Annotated in this window: 13 protein-coding genes and 1 pseudogene; 7 read left to right on the top strand and 7 right to left on the bottom strand. The window is 74.4% G+C overall.

Annotated elements, in window-relative coordinates; translation table 11 throughout:
- Positions 1 to 133: 133 nt before the first annotated feature.
- Positions 134 to 2,086: an FUSC family protein gene (locus ACZ52J_RS35950; protein WP_465624828.1), complete on the top strand. Its 1,953-nt coding sequence runs from the start codon at positions 134 to 136 to the stop codon at positions 2,084 to 2,086.
- Positions 2,087 to 2,138: 52 nt separating this feature from the next.
- On the opposite strand, the gene ACZ52J_RS35945 is transcribed toward ACZ52J_RS35950, so the two are convergent.
- On the bottom strand, positions 2,139 to 3,542 hold the full coding sequence (locus ACZ52J_RS35945) for an amidase (RefSeq protein WP_360502133.1): 1,404 nt from the start codon (positions 3,540 to 3,542) through the stop codon (positions 2,139 to 2,141).
- Between the two features lie 317 nt (positions 3,543 to 3,859).
- On the opposite strand from ACZ52J_RS35945, the gene ACZ52J_RS35940 reads away from it, so the two are divergent.
- Together ACZ52J_RS35940 and ACZ52J_RS35935 are read left to right on the top strand one after the other, a co-directional pair.
- Entirely contained in the window at positions 3,860 to 5,203 is a 1,344-nt protein-coding gene (locus tag ACZ52J_RS35940) for a cytochrome P450 (protein ID WP_465624826.1), read from the top strand.
- Positions 5,204 to 5,396: 193 nt separating this feature from the next.
- On the top strand, positions 5,397 to 6,125 hold the full coding sequence (locus ACZ52J_RS35935; protein ID WP_360502138.1) for a rhomboid-like protein: 729 nt from the start codon (positions 5,397 to 5,399) through the stop codon (positions 6,123 to 6,125).
- Positions 6,126 to 6,216: 91 nt separating this feature from the next.
- Here ACZ52J_RS35935 and ACZ52J_RS35930 read toward each other — a convergent pair whose 3' ends face one another.
- Positions 6,217 to 6,798, bottom strand: coding sequence for a DUF421 domain-containing protein (locus tag ACZ52J_RS35930; RefSeq protein WP_360502140.1), 582 nt, complete (start codon positions 6,796 to 6,798; stop codon positions 6,217 to 6,219).
- A gap of 58 nt (positions 6,799 to 6,856) precedes the next feature.
- The gene (locus tag ACZ52J_RS35925; protein WP_465624823.1) at positions 6,857 to 7,687 is read right to left on the bottom strand and encodes a LysR family substrate-binding domain-containing protein; all 831 of its coding nucleotides are present in this window, start codon (positions 7,685 to 7,687) and stop codon (positions 6,857 to 6,859) included.
- Positions 7,688 to 7,745: 58 nt separating this feature from the next.
- On the opposite strand from ACZ52J_RS35925, the gene ACZ52J_RS35920 reads away from it, so the two are divergent.
- From ACZ52J_RS35920 to ACZ52J_RS35905, 4 genes are all read left to right on the top strand, one after another.
- Positions 7,746 to 8,174 carry a DUF5997 family protein gene (locus tag ACZ52J_RS35920; protein WP_360502145.1) on the top strand — a complete coding sequence of 143 codons (429 nt, stop codon included), beginning with the start codon at positions 7,746 to 7,748 and terminating at the stop codon, positions 8,172 to 8,174.
- Between the two features lie 236 nt (positions 8,175 to 8,410).
- Positions 8,411 to 9,325 carry an SDR family oxidoreductase gene (locus tag ACZ52J_RS35915; RefSeq protein WP_465624821.1) on the top strand — a complete coding sequence of 305 codons (915 nt, stop codon included), beginning with the start codon at positions 8,411 to 8,413 and terminating at the stop codon, positions 9,323 to 9,325.
- A gap of 223 nt (positions 9,326 to 9,548) precedes the next feature.
- A complete protein-coding gene (locus tag ACZ52J_RS35910; protein WP_465624819.1) occupies positions 9,549 to 11,222 on the top strand; it encodes a DUF885 domain-containing protein in 1,674 nt (557 codons plus the stop codon).
- A gap of 242 nt (positions 11,223 to 11,464) precedes the next feature.
- A complete protein-coding gene (locus tag ACZ52J_RS35905) occupies positions 11,465 to 12,190 on the top strand; it encodes a hypothetical protein (protein WP_465624817.1) in 726 nt (241 codons plus the stop codon).
- A 110-nt stretch (positions 12,191 to 12,300) separates the two neighbouring features.
- Here the strand turns inward: ACZ52J_RS35905 and ACZ52J_RS35900 are convergent, their stop codons facing one another.
- From ACZ52J_RS35900 to nadE, 4 genes and pseudogenes are all read right to left on the bottom strand, one after another.
- On the bottom strand, positions 12,301 to 13,602 hold the full coding sequence (locus ACZ52J_RS35900; RefSeq protein WP_465624815.1) for a nucleotide disphospho-sugar-binding domain-containing protein: 1,302 nt from the start codon (positions 13,600 to 13,602) through the stop codon (positions 12,301 to 12,303).
- 101 nt (positions 13,603 to 13,703) lie between these two features.
- On the bottom strand, positions 13,704 to 14,471 hold the full coding sequence (locus ACZ52J_RS35895; protein WP_465624813.1) for an SDR family NAD(P)-dependent oxidoreductase: 768 nt from the start codon (positions 14,469 to 14,471) through the stop codon (positions 13,704 to 13,706).
- Positions 14,472 to 14,719: 248 nt separating this feature from the next.
- Positions 14,720 to 15,687: pseudogene (locus tag ACZ52J_RS35890) on the bottom strand (ADP-ribosylglycohydrolase family protein).
- Positions 15,687 to 16,526 carry an ammonia-dependent NAD(+) synthetase gene (gene nadE, locus ACZ52J_RS35885; RefSeq protein ID WP_465624811.1) on the bottom strand — a complete coding sequence of 280 codons (840 nt, stop codon included), beginning with the start codon at positions 16,524 to 16,526 and terminating at the stop codon, positions 15,687 to 15,689. The pseudogene ACZ52J_RS35890 and the gene nadE overlap by 1 nt, the downstream one beginning before the upstream one ends.
- Between the last annotated feature and the right edge of the window lie 90 nt (positions 16,527 to 16,616).

Below are 16,616 nucleotides of genomic sequence, written 5' to 3'. Positions count from 1 at the left end.
AGGGCCTAGACAATCCTTATTCTCGCTGGTCAGAGGCACTTTTCGCCTATCTGATCACCTGCCGGACAGCCCGCTTCATGAAAGCGCGAGGTTAGACCGGGCCCGCGGAGTCCGCCCGCCGTAGGTTGGGGGCGTGCCGCGCCCAGGAGCCGCCCGACTCGCCCCGCCCGACTGGCTGACCGAGAGCCTGCGGCCCCGGGCCGCCCCGATCCCCTGGGCGGCGGTGGCCCGCGCCTCGGTCGCGCTCGCCGCCCCGCTCGCGGTGGGCACCGCCACCGGCCGGCCCTCCTACGGCGCACTGGTGTCGATGGGCGCGCTGTCCGCGGTCATCGGGGACACCGCCGACGCCTACCGGATGCGGATCTTCAACATCGCCGTGCCGCAGCTGTTCGGCGCCCTCGGCGTGCTGCTCGGCACCCTGGTGTACGGCACCGGCTGGACGGCCGTCCTGGCGCTGACCGTCGTCGCACTGGTCTCCGGCATGATCTCCTCGATCGGCGCGGTCGCCTCCGTCTCCGGACTGCTCCTGCTGCTCAACGCGGTGGTCGGGGCGGGCCTGCCGCTGCCCTCCCCCTGGTGGCTGCCGCCCGGGCTGCTGCTGCTCGGCGGCCTGGTGGTGCTCGCCCTGACCCTGCTCGCCTGGCCGCTGCGCATCGGCGTCCCCGAACGCGCGGTGGTCGCCGGGACCTACCGCTCCGTCGCCGACCTGCTCGCGGCCGCCGGCACGCCCGGGTACGACGGCCGGCGCCACGAGCTCACCCAGTCGCTCAACCACTCCTACGACCTGCTGCTCGCCCGGCGGGCCCGCCGACACGGCCGCTCCCCCACCCTGGTGCGGCTGCTCGCCCAGCTCAACGCGGTGATCCCGGTGGTCGAGGGGGCCGCGGCGGCGCACCTGCGCCCGCCCGAGTACGGCCCGCTGCCCGCCGCCTACCCGGCCGCCGTCCGCGCCCTGGCCGACGCCGTCGAGCAGGGCCGCACCGGCCCCGCCCCCTCGCCCGACCTGCCCGTGCCCGCCGGGCCGTCCACCCGGGCGCTGGCCGAGGCGATCGGGCACGCCGCCACCGTCGTGCACGAGGCCGCGCCGGACCCGTACGCCGTCGACGACCGGCTCGGCCGGCCCGCCGGCCTGGAGGTCCGGGCCCGGCGGGCGACCCGGGCGCTGCTGCTGTCCGGCGCGTCCTGGCGGTACGGGCTGCGGCTGGCGCTGTGCATCGGCACCGCGCAGGTGCTGGTCTCGGTGATCGCGGTGCCGCGCTCGTACTGGGTGGCGCTGACCGTGACCTTCGTGATGAAGCCCGACTTCGGCTCGGTGTTCTCCCGCGCCGTGCTGCGCGCGCTCGGCACCGCGGCCGGACTGCTGATCGCCATTCCGGTGCTCGCCGAGGTGCCGCACGGCTGGTGGGACGTGCCGGTGATGGCGGCGTTGGCGACGCTGATCCCCGCGCTGTCCGCCAAGGGGTACGCCTTCCAGACCGCGGCGATCACCCCGGTGATCCTGCTGCTCTCCGACCTGCTCAACCACCAGGGCTTCCACCTGGTGCTCCCCCGGCTCTACGACTCGCTGATCGGCTGCGGCATCACCCTGCTGGCCGGCTACCTGCTGTGGCCGGAGTCCTGGCACACCCGGATCGGCGACCGCCTCGCCGAAGCCGTCCAGGACACCGCCTCGTACGTGTCGCTGGCGTTCACCACCGGGCCGGGAGGGGACGAGCCGGCCCGCGCCCGGTACCGGCGGCGGCTCTACCGGGACCTGTCGGCCGTCCGCAGCGAGTTCCAGCGGGCGCTCACCGAGCCGCCGCCGGTCGGGGCCCGGGCGGAGGCCTGGTGGCCGGTGGTGATCGCGGTCGAGCGGATCGTGGACGCCACCACCGCCACCCGGGTGCGGATCGAGCACGGCGCGCCCGTCCCGACGGCGGCCGAGGTCGGCGCCGTGACCAGGGAGCTGGCCGACCTCGCCGAGGCGCTGCGCACCGGCCGGCCGCTGCCGGAGGCGGGGCCGGACGCGCCGGCGCCGGACTGCGCGCTGGCCCGGCTGCACCACGAGGTGCACGCGGCCCGGTCGGTGGCCGCGCCGGCGTCGTGAGCGCTACCCCCCCCCCGGCCGGTCCGGGCGCCCGGCCGGTCCTCGCCGCCGGTCAGTCCTCGATCCGCCGCCAGGGCCGATCCGCCTCCAGCGCGAAGGCCAGCTCCAGGAGTACCCGCTCCTGCCCGTGCGCCGCCGACAGGTGCACGCCGACCGGCAGCCCGCTGAGCGCCGAGCCCGCCGGCAGGGCGATGCCCGGGCCGCCGGTCACGTTGTTGACCGGGGTGAAGGCGACGTAGCGCAGCAGCCGGTCCATCAGCTCCTCGAAGTCGACGTTCGGGCTGAGGTGCCCGATCGGCGGGGCGGTGTGGGCGAGCACCGGGGAGAGGATCACGTCGTGGTTGCGGAAGACCCGCTTGTACACCCCCTCGGCCCGGCGCAGCCGCCGTAGCACGCCCGGGGTGTGCGGGAACTCCGCCTGGAACTGCCGGCGCAGCCCGGTGGTCAGGCCGTCCAGCCTGTCGGCGCGGAAGCTGGGGTCGATCAGCAGCCGGCCGGTGAAGGCGATCGCCCAGGCGATGTAGCCCCAGTAGGAGACGAAGTCCCGGGAGAACTCCTCACCGAAGGGCAGGGCGGTCGGCTCGACCCAGTGGCCCATCGCCTCGAGTCGCGCGGCGGTCTCCTCGACCACCCGGCGGGTCGCTTCGTCGGTCTTGGCGATCGGCGAGTCGACGACCAGGCCGATCCGCAACCGCTGCTCGCCGGGGCCCTCGACCAGGCCGAGCGGGGGCAGCTTGGGGTTGCGGCGGTGCCGCTCGGCGGCGGCGAAAAAGGCGGCGGTGTCGCGCACCGAGCGGGTCAGCACACCGTCGGTGACCAGGTCGATCGGCAGTTTGGCGCCCTGGGAGTTGGCGACCAGCCGGCCCCGGGTGGGTTTGAGTCCGACCAGGCCGCAACAGGCGGCCGGGATGCGGATCGAGCCGCCGCCGTCGTTGGCGTGCGCGATCGGCACCACGCCGGAGGCCACCAGGGCCGCCGCGCCGCCCGAGGAGGCGCCGGCCGAGTGCGAGGGCTTCCACGGGTTGCGCACCGGCTGGGCAGTGGCGAATTCGGTGGAGGCGTTGAGGCCGAACTCGGGCAGCCGGGTCTTGCCGAGGACGGCGAGGCCGGTGGAGAGGAACTGGTCGGTGAAGCGAGCGTTGCGGCGGGCCGGTTGGGCACGGAAGGCCTCGCTGCCCATCGAGGTCGGCAGCCCGCGCAGGTCGACGTTGTCCTTGAGGTAGGTCGGCACGCCCCAGAGCGGCCCGCCGATGCCTTCCCGGCTGATCTGCGGCTTGTCGTACGAGGCGTGGGCGACCGGTAGCAGCCTGCCGTCCACCCGTGCGGCACGGGCGACGGCCGCGCCGACCAGCTCCCGGGGGTTGACCGCGCCGGCCCGGACCAGGGCGGCCAGTGCCACCGCGTCGTACCGGCCGAGGGCGTCGTCGGCGAACGCGTGAACCTTCTCGTCGGTCATCCGAACTCCCCACTCCCTGCCGGACTTTCGGCCGTCCGGTCATCGCGTCGGCTCCGCACCGGCAGGTAGTACTGCCCAATTCTACTGACCGGTAGTCGCACAAGACATCGAGTGTATGCGTCCGTCAGCGATACCGGGCCCGCCGCCACGGTCAGCAGGTAAACGATCCGTCAAATCTTCAAGGGCGCACGAGCGTTCGGCATGCGCCCCCGTGTTCACCCCACCCGCCCGTCCACGATCGTTTCACGGGCTGCCGCCGGGAAAGATCCCGAACACGAACCGTTCCGGTCCTTCCCACCCGACCCAAGGTGACGCCCGTGCCGATCCACTTCTTCCCGACCACCCGGTTCACCGCCGCCACCGCCCCCGGCGGCCTCCCCCTGCTCGGCCACGCCCCCGCCTTCATCCGCCGCCCGTTCGACTTCGTGGCCGGCCTGCCCGCCCACGGCGACCTCGTCCGGCTGCGGCTCGGCCCGCTCGACGCGTACGTCGCCTGCCACCCCGAACTCGTCCGCCGGCTGCTCACCGAGGACCGTACGTACGACAAGGGCGGACTCGTCCTCGACAAGGCCCGCGAGGTCTTCGGCGACGGCCTCGCCACCTGCCCCGCCGCCGCCCACCGGCGCCAACGCCGCATGCTCCAGCCCGCGTTCCACCGCGACCGGCTGCCCGGCTACGCCGCGATGATGGCCGAGGAAATCGCCGGCACCACGGCCGCCTGGCGCGACGGCGAGGTGGTCGACGTCCCCGCCGCGATGTACCGCCTCACCACCGCCGTCACCGCCCGCTGCCTGTTCGCCGCCCACGAACGGGCCGGCTCGCTGCCGGTGCACGCGTGCATGGACGTCATCACCCGCGGCGTCGGCCGGCGCGTCATGATGCCGCTGCCCGGCGCCGACCGCATCCCCACCCCCGGCAACCGCCGCTTCCGGCGCGCCCGGCAGGACCTCAAGGAGATCACCCGCCGGCTGATCGCCGACCACCGCGCCGCCGGCACCGACCACCACGACCTGCTCTCCACCCTGCTCAGCGCCGTGGACGAGGACGGACAGGGCCTCACCGACGCCGAGATCCACGACCAGGTGGTCACCTTCCTGCTGGCCGGCACGGAGACCACCGCCGCCACCCTCTCCTGGGCGTGGACCCTGCTCGCCGCCAACCCGGCCGTCCGCGAGCGCCTGCACGCCGAACTCGACGCCGTCCTCGACGGCCGCCCCGCCCGCCACGAGGACCTGCCCGCCCTCCCGCTCACCGCCCGGATCGTCAGCGAGACCCTGCGGCTCTACCCGCCGGTCTGGATCCTCAGCCGCACCGTCACCGCCGACACCCGGCTCGGCGGCCACCACGTCCCGGCGGGCGCCACCGTCCTCTTCAGCCCGTACCTGCTGCACCGCCGGGCCGACGTCTTCACCTGCCCCGACCGCTTCGACCCCGACCGCTGGCTCACCACCGCCCGCCCCGCCCCCGGCACCTACGCCCCCTTCGGCCTCGGCGCCCGCCGCTGCATCGGCGACACCTTCGGCACCACCGAGGCCGTCCTCGCCATCGCCACCATCGCGGCCCGCTGGACCATCACTCCCACCCCCGGCCGTCCCATCCGCCCCACCCGCAGCTCCTCCCTGTCCCCGCGCCCCTTCACGGCGACCCTGACCCGCCGGTAGGAGCCCGGCTGGGCCCGATTGGAGCCGGGTGGGAGCCGGGGTGGGAGCCGGGTGGGAGCCGGGGTGGGAGCTGGGGTGGGAGCTGGGGTGGGGCGAAGTGCGGGGGTGGCGGCTCCGGGACGGTACTGTCGCGCGGGGGCCGGCGGGGTTGTGCCGGTCGGACTATCGGCTCGACTGGGGCAGCATCAGAAACATGAACGCTCGATCACCGCGGGGGCTCCCGGCCCGGCTGCTCCGCGCCGTCCGGACGTATCCGCGCCGCTCGCCGCTGACACTCTGCTACGTCGGCCTGCTCGTCCTCGGACACATCTGGGTCGAGGACCGGCTCTCCGCGGACCGGGCGGACGCCCTCCGCGCCTACATCAGCACCAACCTCGACAACCTGCACGACCATCCGGTCACCGCACTGTTCGGCAGCGCGCTGCTCTTCGACGGCACGCTCACCGACATCGCCTCCACCGGCTTCGGCGGCACCCTGATCACCCTCGGCCTCGGCATCTGCTGCTGCCTCGCCTGGGCGGAGCGCCGCTTCGGCAGACTGCGCGCCGCCGCCGTCCTCCTCGGCGGCCACATCGGCGCCACCCTGATCACCGCAGCCGTCATCCTGGTCGCCCTGCGGCACGGCTGGTACCCGGAGAGCGTGCGCCAGGACTCGGACTACGGCATCAGCTACGGCGCCCAGACCTCCCTCGCGTTCGCCACCCTCGCCCTGCCCCGCTGGGCCCGCCTCCCCTGGGCCGCCTTCGTGGTCGCCTGGCCGCTCTCCGGCGACGGCGAATGGCCCGGCCCGCTACCGGACTTCACCACCGTCGGCCACCTGCTCTCGGCCGCCCTCGGCTTCGCCCTGGCCGGCACCGCGGCCGCCCTGGCCTCGCGCCGCCGCCGGGCCGATGCGCTTGCCACGGCGGACGCCCACCCGTGATCATCCACCGATGAGCAACCCGGGCGCCGCCCGGCCGCACTGACGCTGCACCTGCGCCACGCAGGCTCGCGACACCGCCGCCGCTGCCCCGTCAGCTCGACGGCCCCCGCCCGTCGGCGATCTCGGCGAGCAGCCGCTCGATCGTCTCCAACCGCCGCCGCAGGTCCTCCACGTCGCCGCGGGTGGCGCTCTGCTCGCTCGCCTTCAGGGTGACCAGCAGCTGCCCGTCCGGCTCCAGCCGGGCCTTGGCGACATCGGTCAGCTTGTCGCCGTTCTGGACCCGGATGGCGTGCTCCAGCTCGGACGGGCGCAGCGCCAGGTCGTGCAGCGCGCCGGGCACCAGCTTGCCGCCCTCGACGACGGTGGTGGGCGTGCCCTCCAGGATCCGGGCGGCCCTCGGGTCCCGGGCGAGCCAGCGGGTGACGACGGCGTTCACCGCGATCAGGGTGGCCGCCCCGATCGCGCCGCCGAACAGGCTGTTGTCGTCGCCGATGATGGCGTTCTGCACCACGTTGGAGAGCAGGAAGATGACCACCATGTCGAAGGTGTTCAGCTGCGCCAGCCCGCGCTTCCCGGCGATCCGGAACAGGACCAGGACCAGCGCGTAGACCGCGACCGTACGCAGGATCTTCTCGACGATCGGAATCTGGACGACCGCCAGGTCATGCCACATGGCCCCGCTCCTCCCACCAGCACTCGACGGAACGGGGCCGACGCTACGCCACGGGAGGCTACGAGCGCCGCTTCGGCTTGCCGCGCCGGGCCGCCGCCGCACCCCGGCCACCAGCCGACGGCTTCGGCTTCTGCCCGCCGGCCTTCGACGCTCCCGCCTTCTGCCCGCCGGCCTTCGACGCTCCCGCCTTGGCCCCGCCCGCCTTCTGCTGCGGCTTGCGCTGGCCCGCCGCCGCCTTCTTCGGCTGCTCCTCGGCCGGCGCCTGCCCGGCCCCGCGCCCGCGCGAGCTGTTGACCGTACGGCCGCGGACGATCCCGATGAACTCCTCCACCAGGTCGGTCGTCCGCTCCTGCGGCCAGGACAGCGCCACCTGCGACTGCGGCACCTCCGTCACCGGCCGGAAGGTGAGGTCCCGACGGTGGTGCAGCCGGGCGAGGGACTGCGGCACCAGGAGCACGCCGACGTTGGCCGCGACCAGCTCGATCGCGTCCGCCGTGGTGTCCGGGCGGGCGATGGCGGGTCGCCCGGGCAGGGTGTCGGTGGTGAGGCCCAGGGTGTCGTCGAGCGGGTGGAAGACCACCTCCTCGGCGAGGTCGTCGGGCGTGACCTCCTCGGCGGCGGCGAGCCAGTGGTCCTTGGGGAAGACCACGACGGTGGTCTCGGTGTACAGCGGGATCGCGCTGAGCACGTCCTTGTCGACCGGCAGCCGGACCAGCCCGGCGTCCGCGCCGCCCTCGCGCAGGGTCCGCTCGCCGTCGCCGACCGGGAGCGCGAGGAGGTCGAGCGGGACGTCCGGAAGCCGCTCCTCCCAGACCCGGACCCATTTGCCGGGGGTCACGCCCGGGACGTACACGAGCCGGAAGGAGGGGTTCACCTGCATGTCTGTCACAGGGCAAGGCTACCGACCGTGACCGGAGGAGGCCGCGCGCTCCCTTACCCTTGTCACCATGACATCGCTCAAGCAGAAGACCAGCCAGACCATGAAGCCGGCCACGGCGGCCAAGAAGCTGGGGATTTACCTCGCCGCGGCGCCGACCGACTTCCAGGAGGGCGTGGTCTCCCGCGAGGAGCTCAACGCGCTGCAGGCCGAGCCGCCGCAGTGGCTCCAGGACCTGCGCAAGGACGGCCCGCACCCGCGCCCGGTGGTCGCCGCCAAGCTCGGCATCTCGATCGCGGGCCTGGCCCGCGGCGGCGTGACCGAGGCGGTCACCACCGAGCAGATCGAGGCGATCAAGGCCGAGAACCCGCTCTGGCTGCAGCACGAGCGCGCCAACCAGGTCGACGCCCGCAAGGAAGCCGTGCGGATCAAGGAGAAGCAGGAGAAGGACGCCGCCGCCAAGGCCGCCAAGGAGGCGAAGGCCGCCCAGGCCCGCTGACCCCGCCCCGGCCCTCCCCGGCCCCTGACACTCCCCGGTTCCCTGCTGCTCCGGACCCCTGGTGCTCCGGAGTCCCTGGTGCTCCGGACTTCGGGCCCTTCCGGGCTCCGGCGGCGGCGATTGTCAGACCCCTGCGCAACGATGGTGCCGACGTCCGTTCCCACGGGCGTCGGCACAGTCGTACGCAGGGGTCAGCACGGGATCAGCACGGGGTCAGCAGACAGGGAGGCCGACAGGTGGCAGGGGCACTGGAGGGGCGGATCGCCCTGGTCGCGGGGGCGACGCGGGGCGCCGGGCGGGGTATCGCGGTCGAGCTCGGCGCGGCCGGCGCGACGGTGTACGTCACCGGCCGCAGCACCCGGGAGCACCGCTCGGAGTACGACCGTCCCGAGACGATCGAGGACACCGCCGACCTGGTCACCGCGGCGGGCGGCCGGGGCATCGCGGTGCCGACGGACCACCTGGTCCCGTCCCAGGTGGCCGCCCTGGCGGAGCGGATCGACGCCGAGCAGGGCCGGCTGGACGTCCTGGTCAACGACATCTGGGGCGCGGAGAAGCTGTTCGGCTGGAACATCCCGGTCTGGGAGCACGACCTGGACGACGGCCTGCGGCTGCTGCGCCTGGCGGTGGAGACGCACGCCGTCACCAGCCACCACCTCCTCCCGCTGCTGCTGAAGCACCCGGGCGGCCTGGTCGTGGAGATGACGGACGGCACCGCCGAGTACAACCGCGACACCTACCGCAACTCGTTCTTCTACGATCTGGCCAAGACCTCGGTGCTGCGGATGGCCTTCGCGCTCGGCCACGAACTGGGCCCGCGCGGCGCCACCGCGGTCGCGCTCACCCCGGGCTGGATGCGCTCCGAGATCATGCTGGAGAACTTCGGCGTCACCGAGGAGAACTGGCGCGACGCCGTGGCCCGGGAGCCGCACTTCGGCATCTCCGAGTCCCCGTACTTCGTCGGCCGGGCGGTCGCCGCCCTGGCCGCCGACGGCGAGGCCGCCCGCTGGAACGGCCGCTCGACGTCCAGTGGGCAGCTCGCCCGGGAGTACGGCTTCACCGACCGGGACGGCAGCCGACCGGACTGCTGGCGCTACCTGGTCGAGGTGATGGACGGGGGCAAGCCGGCCGCCCCGGAGGCCTACCGCTGACGTTCCGCGTGACTCCGGCCGCTCCGACCATCGCCGATCCGCGTCGGCCCTCGCAGGCCCTCGTCGGCCCTCGTCGGCGGCGTGATCGGCACCCGGTGGCGGCCGGAACTCCCTCCCTCCGCCGTGTGTTGACCGCGCCGCCGATCACTCCGAATAATCGGCGGGATCGGGGCGCCCCACAGGGAACCCGTGTCGCACCGACCGCGCCACACCAGGGGGATCCATGATCGAGCAGCCGCAACCCGCCGCACTGGCCGCACTGGCCGACGAGTACTTCGACGCCGAGAACACCCACAACCCGTTCGACGCGACCCTCGGCGGCGTCGAGGGCTACGCACACCTGCTGCCCGACCCCTCCCGCGCCGCCGATCAGCGGTACCGCGAGACCCTGCGGGGCTTCGGCACCCGGCTCGCCGCGATCCCGCTCGACGGCCTGAACACCGAGGACCGGATCACCCACCGGCTCCTGGCCCGGCTGATCGGCAACGGCATCGGCCGACTCACCCACGGGCTGCACGAGTTCAGCATCTCGGCAACCATCGTCGCCCCGCACAACGAGGTCTTCAGCTCGCTCGCGATGGTCCCCGTCGACCACGAGGGCCCCGACGCCTACCTGGAACGACTCGCCGGCCTGCCTGGCTACTTCGACGCCGCCCTGCGCCGTGCCCTGGACGCCGCCGCCGAGGGCCGCCACCCGCTGCGCAGCGGGGTCGATGCCGCCGTCGCCCAGCTGGACACCCACCTCGCGACCGCCCCGGACGAGGACTCGCTGCTGCGCCCGCTGCGGGGCCGCCCGGAGTACGAGCGCGCCCTGGCGATCGTGCGCGAGACCGTCCGCCCGGCGCTGGCCCGCTACCGGGCCGGGCTGGCCCAGCAGTTGGCACCGGAGGCCCGCCCCGACGACCGGGCCGGCGTCTGCCATGTGCCGGGCGGCACCGAGGGCTACGCCGACGCCGTCGCCCGCTTCACCCGGCCCGGGCTCACCCCGGAGGAGGTCCACCGGACCGGCCTGGACGCGGTCGCGGCGCTGCGCGAGGAGTTCGCCGAGCTCGGCGGCAAGGTGCTCGGCATCACCGACCCCGAGGGCGTGCTGACCGCGCTGCGCGAGGACCGCTCGCTGCGCTTCGGCAGCGCGGCCGAGATCATCGCCCTGGTGGACGCCGCTCTGGAGCGGGCCCGCCGCGCCTCGGCCGACTGGTTCCGCCCGTACCCGATCGCCGACTGCGTGACCAAGGAGATCGACCCGATCGAGGCGGAGACCGCGCCGCTGGCCTACTACCAGCCGCCGGGCCCGGGCGGGCTGCCCGGCACCCACTGGATCAACACCCTGCGCCCGGAGACCCGGTTCACCTACGAGTACGAGGCGATCGCCTTCCACGAGAGCGTGCCCGGCCACCACCTGCAGCTCGCCGTCGCACAGACCCTGCACCACCTGCCGCAGTTCCGGCAGAAGCCGAGCAGCCAGCTGACCGCCCACGTCGAGGGCTGGGGCCTGTACACCGAGCGGCTCGCGGACGAGATGGGGCTGTACAGCTCGGACCTCACCCGCTTCGGCATGCTCTCGATGGACGCGCTGCGGGCGGTGCGCCTGGTGGTGGACACCGGGATGCACCACTACGGCTGGTCCCGGGAGCGGGCGATGGCGTTCATGCGGGAGAACACCGCGACCCCCGAGGCCAACGTCCGCAACGAGATCGACCGCTACATCTCCTGGCCGGGCCAGGCCACCTCGTACCTGATCGGCCGTCGGGAGCTGGTCCGCCACCGTGAGCGGGCCCAGGCCGCGCTCAGCGCCCGGTTCGACGTCCGGGAGTTCCACCACCAGCTGATCGGGCACGGCAGCCTGCCGCTGGGGGTGCTGGACGATCTGGTCTCGGACTGGATCGCGGCGCAGTAGCGCACGGCCGTACGCCCTGTACCGCCTACACCGCCGCCTGTACGCCCTGTACGGCCGTGCGCCCGCGCGGCCGTACAGGGCGTACAGGGCGTACAGGGCGTACGGGTGCTGAAACGGTTCCGCACGCCCGGCAAAGGCTTCGCCCGCCCGGACGTGGCGTCACTCGTTCGGGCCTGTCGACACGGTAGTGTCCGCTGGCGCGGTCCCCGCCATCCGGGTGACCGCCGCTCACGCACACCCAGATGGAGGAACCCGTGCCGGCTCCCGCCCGCCGCGCCCTGGCCGTGGCCGCGGCCGTCCTGCTCGCCGCAGCCGCAGGCTGCTCGTCCGGCGGTGGCCACACCACCAAGGCGACCGCCGGCCACAGCTCCGCCCCGGGCGGGGACGCAGCCCAGCCCGCCCCGGCCGCGATCGTGACCGGCCCCGGCCCGAAGAGCTCCTACGAGGTCCAGCCGCAGCCCGCGCCGGGCAGCTGCCACTACCGCTACGCCGCGGACAAGCAGCCGCTGCCCGACCCGAGCTGCACCCCGGGCGCGATCAGCCCGGCGGTCAACCAGGACAGCCTCAAGGACACCATCTGCAAGCCGGGCGGCTACACCTCGACCATCCGCCCGCCGGCGAACCTCACCGGCAAGGAGAAGGCCGAGAACGCCAAGTCCTACGGCTACACCGGCCCGATGGGCGACGCCGAGTATGACCATCTGATCAGCCTCCAGCTCGGCGGCGATCCCAACGACGCGCGCAACCTCTGGATCCAGCCGCCCTCCCCCGGCCACGTCCCGGGCAAGGGTCCGAACAATCCCAAGGACTCGGTGGAGACCCACCTGCACACCGCGATCTGCAAGGGCCAGGTCACCCTCGCCGCCGCCCAGCAGGCGATCGCCACCGAGTGGACCACGGCCGAGGTCAAGCTCGGCATCAGGTCCGGCGGCACGCCGACCGCCGAGGCCGACGCCGACGGGGACTGACGGATCGTTTCGGCAGCGGACCGTTCCGGCTGCAGACCGCTCCGGCAGCAGACCGTTCCGGCAGCAGACCGTTCCGGCAGCCGAGCATTCCGCCCGAGACGTGGGGCAGCTCAGCGCCCGGGCGACTCCACCGGCTCCCCGAGCGTCTCCACCAGCTCGGCGATGGTGTCGAACGGCCGGTACTCCGCGAGCTCCGCGCCCAGCGCGCGGGCCCGCTCGCGGAACCGGCCCTCGCCGAGCACCTGGTCGACCGCCCGGCCGACCTCCTCCGGCGCCGGACGGCCCGTCCGCAGGTCCAGCCCAGCGCCCGACCACTGCACCCGGGCCGCCACCTCCGGCTTGTCCTCGCCGGCTCCGGCCACCACCAGCGGCACCCCGTACCGCAGCGCGGTCTGCACCCCGCCGTAGCCGCCGTTGCTGACCAGCACGTCGGTGTGCGGCAGCAGCCGCTCGAACGGGACGTAGTCGACGGCGCGCACGTTCCCCGGCAGGCCGCCGCCGAACAGGTCGGCGAGCGCCCGAGGCCCGTCCGGACGGCCGGTGGCGGCCACCACCAGCACGTCCCGCTCCGCCAGGGCGGCGACGGTCGGCGCGACCAGCTCCCCGAGGTCGGCGTTGGCCAGGGTCCCCTGGGTCACCACGACGACCGGCCGCTCGCCCGTCACCTCGCCCCACCACGACGGCAGCGGCTGCTCACTGCCGACCAGGCCCGGCAGCGCGCCGATCAGCCGGTAGCCGGGCGGGGCGTCGCTGCGCGGGTACTCGAAGCCCGGCACGGTCAGCTGCAGGAAGTGGTCCGGCACGGTCACCATGGCCAGCCCGCGCGGCCCCTCCGGCAGCCGGACGCCCAGCTCCGCGTACACCTTCTCGGCGTACCGGCGCAGCGGCTCGCCGCGCCGGTACGCCTCCTCCCGCAGCGCCCGGTTGCGGGCCCGGCCCTCCTCCCCCGGCAGGGGCGGCAGCCCGGGCCCGAAGGGCGCGGTGTCCACGCTCGGCAGCATCGACGGGGTCACCCCGATGCCGATCAGCGCCGGACGCTCCGGCCGAGGACGGCTCAGCGCCAGCGGCAGCGCGCCCTGCAGGAAGGCGTCCGCGATCACGGCGTCCGCCGGGAACTCGGCCAGCAGTGCGAGCAGCGCCCGGTACTGGACGGGGATCGGGTCGAGGAACACGTGCTGCGCGTCGAAGGCGAGCCGCTCCGGACCGGGCGGCAGACTCGACCGCCCCGGGAAGCTCGCGTCGAGGTCGCGGTCGTCGAAGTCCGCCCCGGCCGGCAGCGCGACGAACCGCGCCCCCGCCCGCTCCGCCGCGCCGGCGAACCGCGAGCCGCCGAGGAACACCACCTGGCGGCCGCGGGCGACGAGGTCGGCGGAGACGGCCAGCAGCGGGCTGGTGTGGCCGTGGGCGGGCACGGCGGTGGTGATGATCCTGGACAGCGGAGGCTCCCGAGGTCGAACGCGGTTCGTGGTCGGACATCACGGTAGGCACGCCCGATTGACAATCGATGAACGCGTCAGCGCCCGAGGACCGCACCACCGTTGACGCCGATGACCTGCCCGGTGACGTACCCGGCGGCCGGGGAGACGAGGTAGGCGACCGCGTCCGCCACGTCGGCGGGGGTGCCGGCCCGGCCGACCAGGGTGTCGGCGACCTTCCGGGCGTGGAACTCCTCGCTCCACCCCGAACCGAAGATCTCGGTCTCCTCGATGTAACCGGGCGCGAGCACGTTGACCGTGATCCCGTCCGGCCCCAACTGCCGGGCCAGGCCGAAGGCCCAGCCGTGCAGGGCGGCCTTCGCGGCAGCGTAGGAGCCGGCCGAGTGCGGGCCCGCGCCGCCGCGCTGGGCCGCCGCCGAGCTGATCACGACCAGCCGCCCGCCGGGGCGGCGCAGCGCGCCCTGCAGGGCGGTGGTCAGCAGCACCGCGGTGAGCAGGTTGATGTCCAGGTCGTGCCGCCAGGAGCGGGCCAGGGCGGCCAGGCCGTCGTCCTCGGGCGGGGTGATGATGGCACCCGCGTTGTTCACCAGCGCGTCCACCGGGCCGAGTTCGGTGATCCGGGCAGCCGCCGCCTCGACCGCCTCCGGGTCGGTCAGGTCGACCGCCACCGGGACGATCCGGCCCGAACCCACCGTCCACTCGATCTCCTCCCGGGCCTGCTCCAGCACGTCCGCCCGGCGCCCGATGATCACCACCCGGTGCCCGTCCCCGGCCAGCCGGGCCGCGATCGCCCGGCCGATCCCGGTGCCGCCGCCGGACACCACCGCGAGCTGTTCCCCCGTCACTTCATCCCCCTCGCACCCCTGCGCATCGCTCGGCGCGGCTCGGCCCGGGCACTTCCGCCCCTTCGGTTCCGAACCGCTCCCCGGTACCGTAGCGAGGCACACGAGCGGGCGAGCACCGGACCGCCGTTGGCGCTGCGCGATGCTCGGCGTGCTCCTGGGCCACCTGGCGCGCTGCCGGCGATCCTGGCCATCACCTTCCTGATCCACCCGCCGGACATCACCATCCCCTGGTGAGCCGCCGGAGCCCGCTACGCCGTCAACCGATCTACCAGGCTGCGCAGTTCGGCCGCACGCCACACCCGGTCGCCGAACCCGGGCAGCGTCAGGTGCAACGGCTCGGTCCAGCGCGCGGGCACCGCCGCCGAGCCGTACCGCGCCCCGGCCAGGCCGCCGGTGACGGCCGCCACGGTGTCGGTGTCGCCGCCGAGGTCGATCGCGGCCCGGAGCGCGGGCTCGAACCCGTCGGTGGTGCGCAGCGCCCAGACCGCCGAGCCCAGGCAGGGCCAGACGGCGCCGTTGGCCTCGGTGGCGCGGTCGGGGTGCCAGTCGGGGGCGAGGACGGTGGCGTAGCGCTCGCGGCTGTCGGGGTCGGCGTGGGCCAGGGCCTCGGGGATTCCGTCGAGCGGGTCGGTACCGTCGAGGGCGAGGCGGACCAGCTCGTGGAAGATCGCCGTGCCCTCCCAGGCGGCCCGGTCCCCGTGGGTGAGGGCGGCGATCCGGCGGCCGGCGTCCATGGTGGCCCGCCGACCGGCGCGGCGAAGGCCACGGCGGAGGTCGAGGCGCGCATCAGGGCGCCGTTGCCGGCGGCGCGCAGGGTGGTGTTGAAGTGGACGGCGGCGGCGAGGTCCCAGGGGAGGTCGCTTGTGAGCACGGCCTCGGTCTGGATGCCGATGTCCTTGGGGTCGGCGGCGGCCCAGCGGCGGAACCGGTCGAAGAGGTCCGGGAGGTCCAACCCGCCCTGCTCGACCAGGGATTCGGCGACAAGGACGGCCATCTGGGTGTCGTCGGTGGCCTCGCCGCGCTCCCAGCCGCCGCCGGCGACCATCTCGCCGGGGGTACCGGCAGGAAAGCGGGCGGTGTAGGCCCCGGCCGGGCCGAACTCGTACGGGGCGCCGAGGGCGTCGCCCACCGCCGCGCCGAGGACGGCCCCGGCCGCGCGGTCACGCCAGGCCGGGCCCGAGTCCGTGCCGGTGCTGGTGCCCGTGTCCGGGGTCATCAGTCCCGGCCCGGGACGATCGGCAGGCTGCGCTTGTGCTCGGTGCGGCGGTAGTGGCCGAGGATGGTGGCAAAGGCCTCCTCGCTGACCGGGCGGCCCTCCAGGAAGTCGTCCAGGGCGTCGTAGGTGACGCCGAGGGCCTCCTCGTCGGGGCGGCCGGGGGCGAGGTTCTCCAGGTCGGCGGTCGGGGTCTTCTTGACCAGCTCGGCCGGCGCCCCCAGCGCCTCGGCGATCGACCTGACCTGACCCTTCGTCAGGCCGGACAGCGGCATCACGTCGGCCGCGCCGTCGCCGTACTTGGTGAAGAAGCCGACGGCCGCCTCCGCCGCGTGGTCGGTGCCGACGACCAGGCCCCCGTTGGCGCCCGCCGCCGCGTACTGGACCACCATGCGCTGGCGGGCCTTGACGTTGCCGCGGACGAAGTCCTCCTGAGCGGGGCTGGTGAAGGCCAGGCCGGCGGTCAGCAGGGCGGACAGGGCGGCGTCGGTCGCGGGCTTGACGTCGACGGTCAGCAGCTCGTCCGGCTCGATGAAGGCGACCGCCCGCCGGGCGTCGTCCTCGTCCGCCTGCACCCCGTAGGGCAGTCGCATCGCGCAGAAGGCCGCTTGGTGGCCGTCGGCGCGCAGCCGGTCGACGGCGAGCCGGCAGAGCCGCCCGGCGGTGGTGGAGTCCACGCCGCCGCTGATGCCGAGCACCAGGGTGCGGGCGCCCGCGGCCCGGACCTGCTCGGCCAGGAACGCCACCCGGCGCTCGGCCTCCCGCAGGGGGTCGGGGACGGGCGCGACCCCGAGGGCTTGGGCGATCTCCCGCTGAAGATCGGCGGTGAGGGGCTCGGTCATTCCGACTCCTTGGGGCAGGTGACGTGGTGGGGCCCGTCATCGTCGTCACCGGCGAGTTCAGCGAGGTGGTGGCGGTGATGAACAGGCGAT

It is taken from the genome of Kitasatospora sp. NPDC034035, from assembly GCF_055575755.1.
This window is presented reverse-complemented; position numbering and strand designations above follow the sequence as displayed.

Bases quoted from the DNA above. Each gene is read 5' to 3' on its own strand.
- ACZ52J_RS35945 (WP_360502133.1), bottom strand. From the start codon at position 3,542: ATGACCGACGAGAAGGTTCACGCGTTCGCCGACGACGCCCTCGGCCGG.
- ACZ52J_RS35935 (WP_360502138.1), top strand. From the start codon at position 5,397: ATGAACGCTCGATCACCGCGGGGGCTCCCGGCCCGGCTGCTCCGCGCC.
- ACZ52J_RS35930 (WP_360502140.1), bottom strand. From the start codon at position 6,798: ATGTGGCATGACCTGGCGGTCGTCCAGATTCCGATCGTCGAGAAGATC.
- ACZ52J_RS35920 (WP_360502145.1), top strand. From the start codon at position 7,746: ATGACATCGCTCAAGCAGAAGACCAGCCAGACCATGAAGCCGGCCACG.
- ACZ52J_RS35910 (WP_465624819.1), top strand. From the start codon at position 9,549: ATGATCGAGCAGCCGCAACCCGCCGCACTGGCCGCACTGGCCGACGAG.
- ACZ52J_RS35905 (WP_465624817.1), top strand. From the start codon at position 11,465: ATGGAGGAACCCGTGCCGGCTCCCGCCCGCCGCGCCCTGGCCGTGGCC.
- nadE (WP_465624811.1), bottom strand. From the start codon at position 16,526: ATGACCGAGCCCCTCACCGCCGATCTTCAGCGGGAGATCGCCCAAGCC.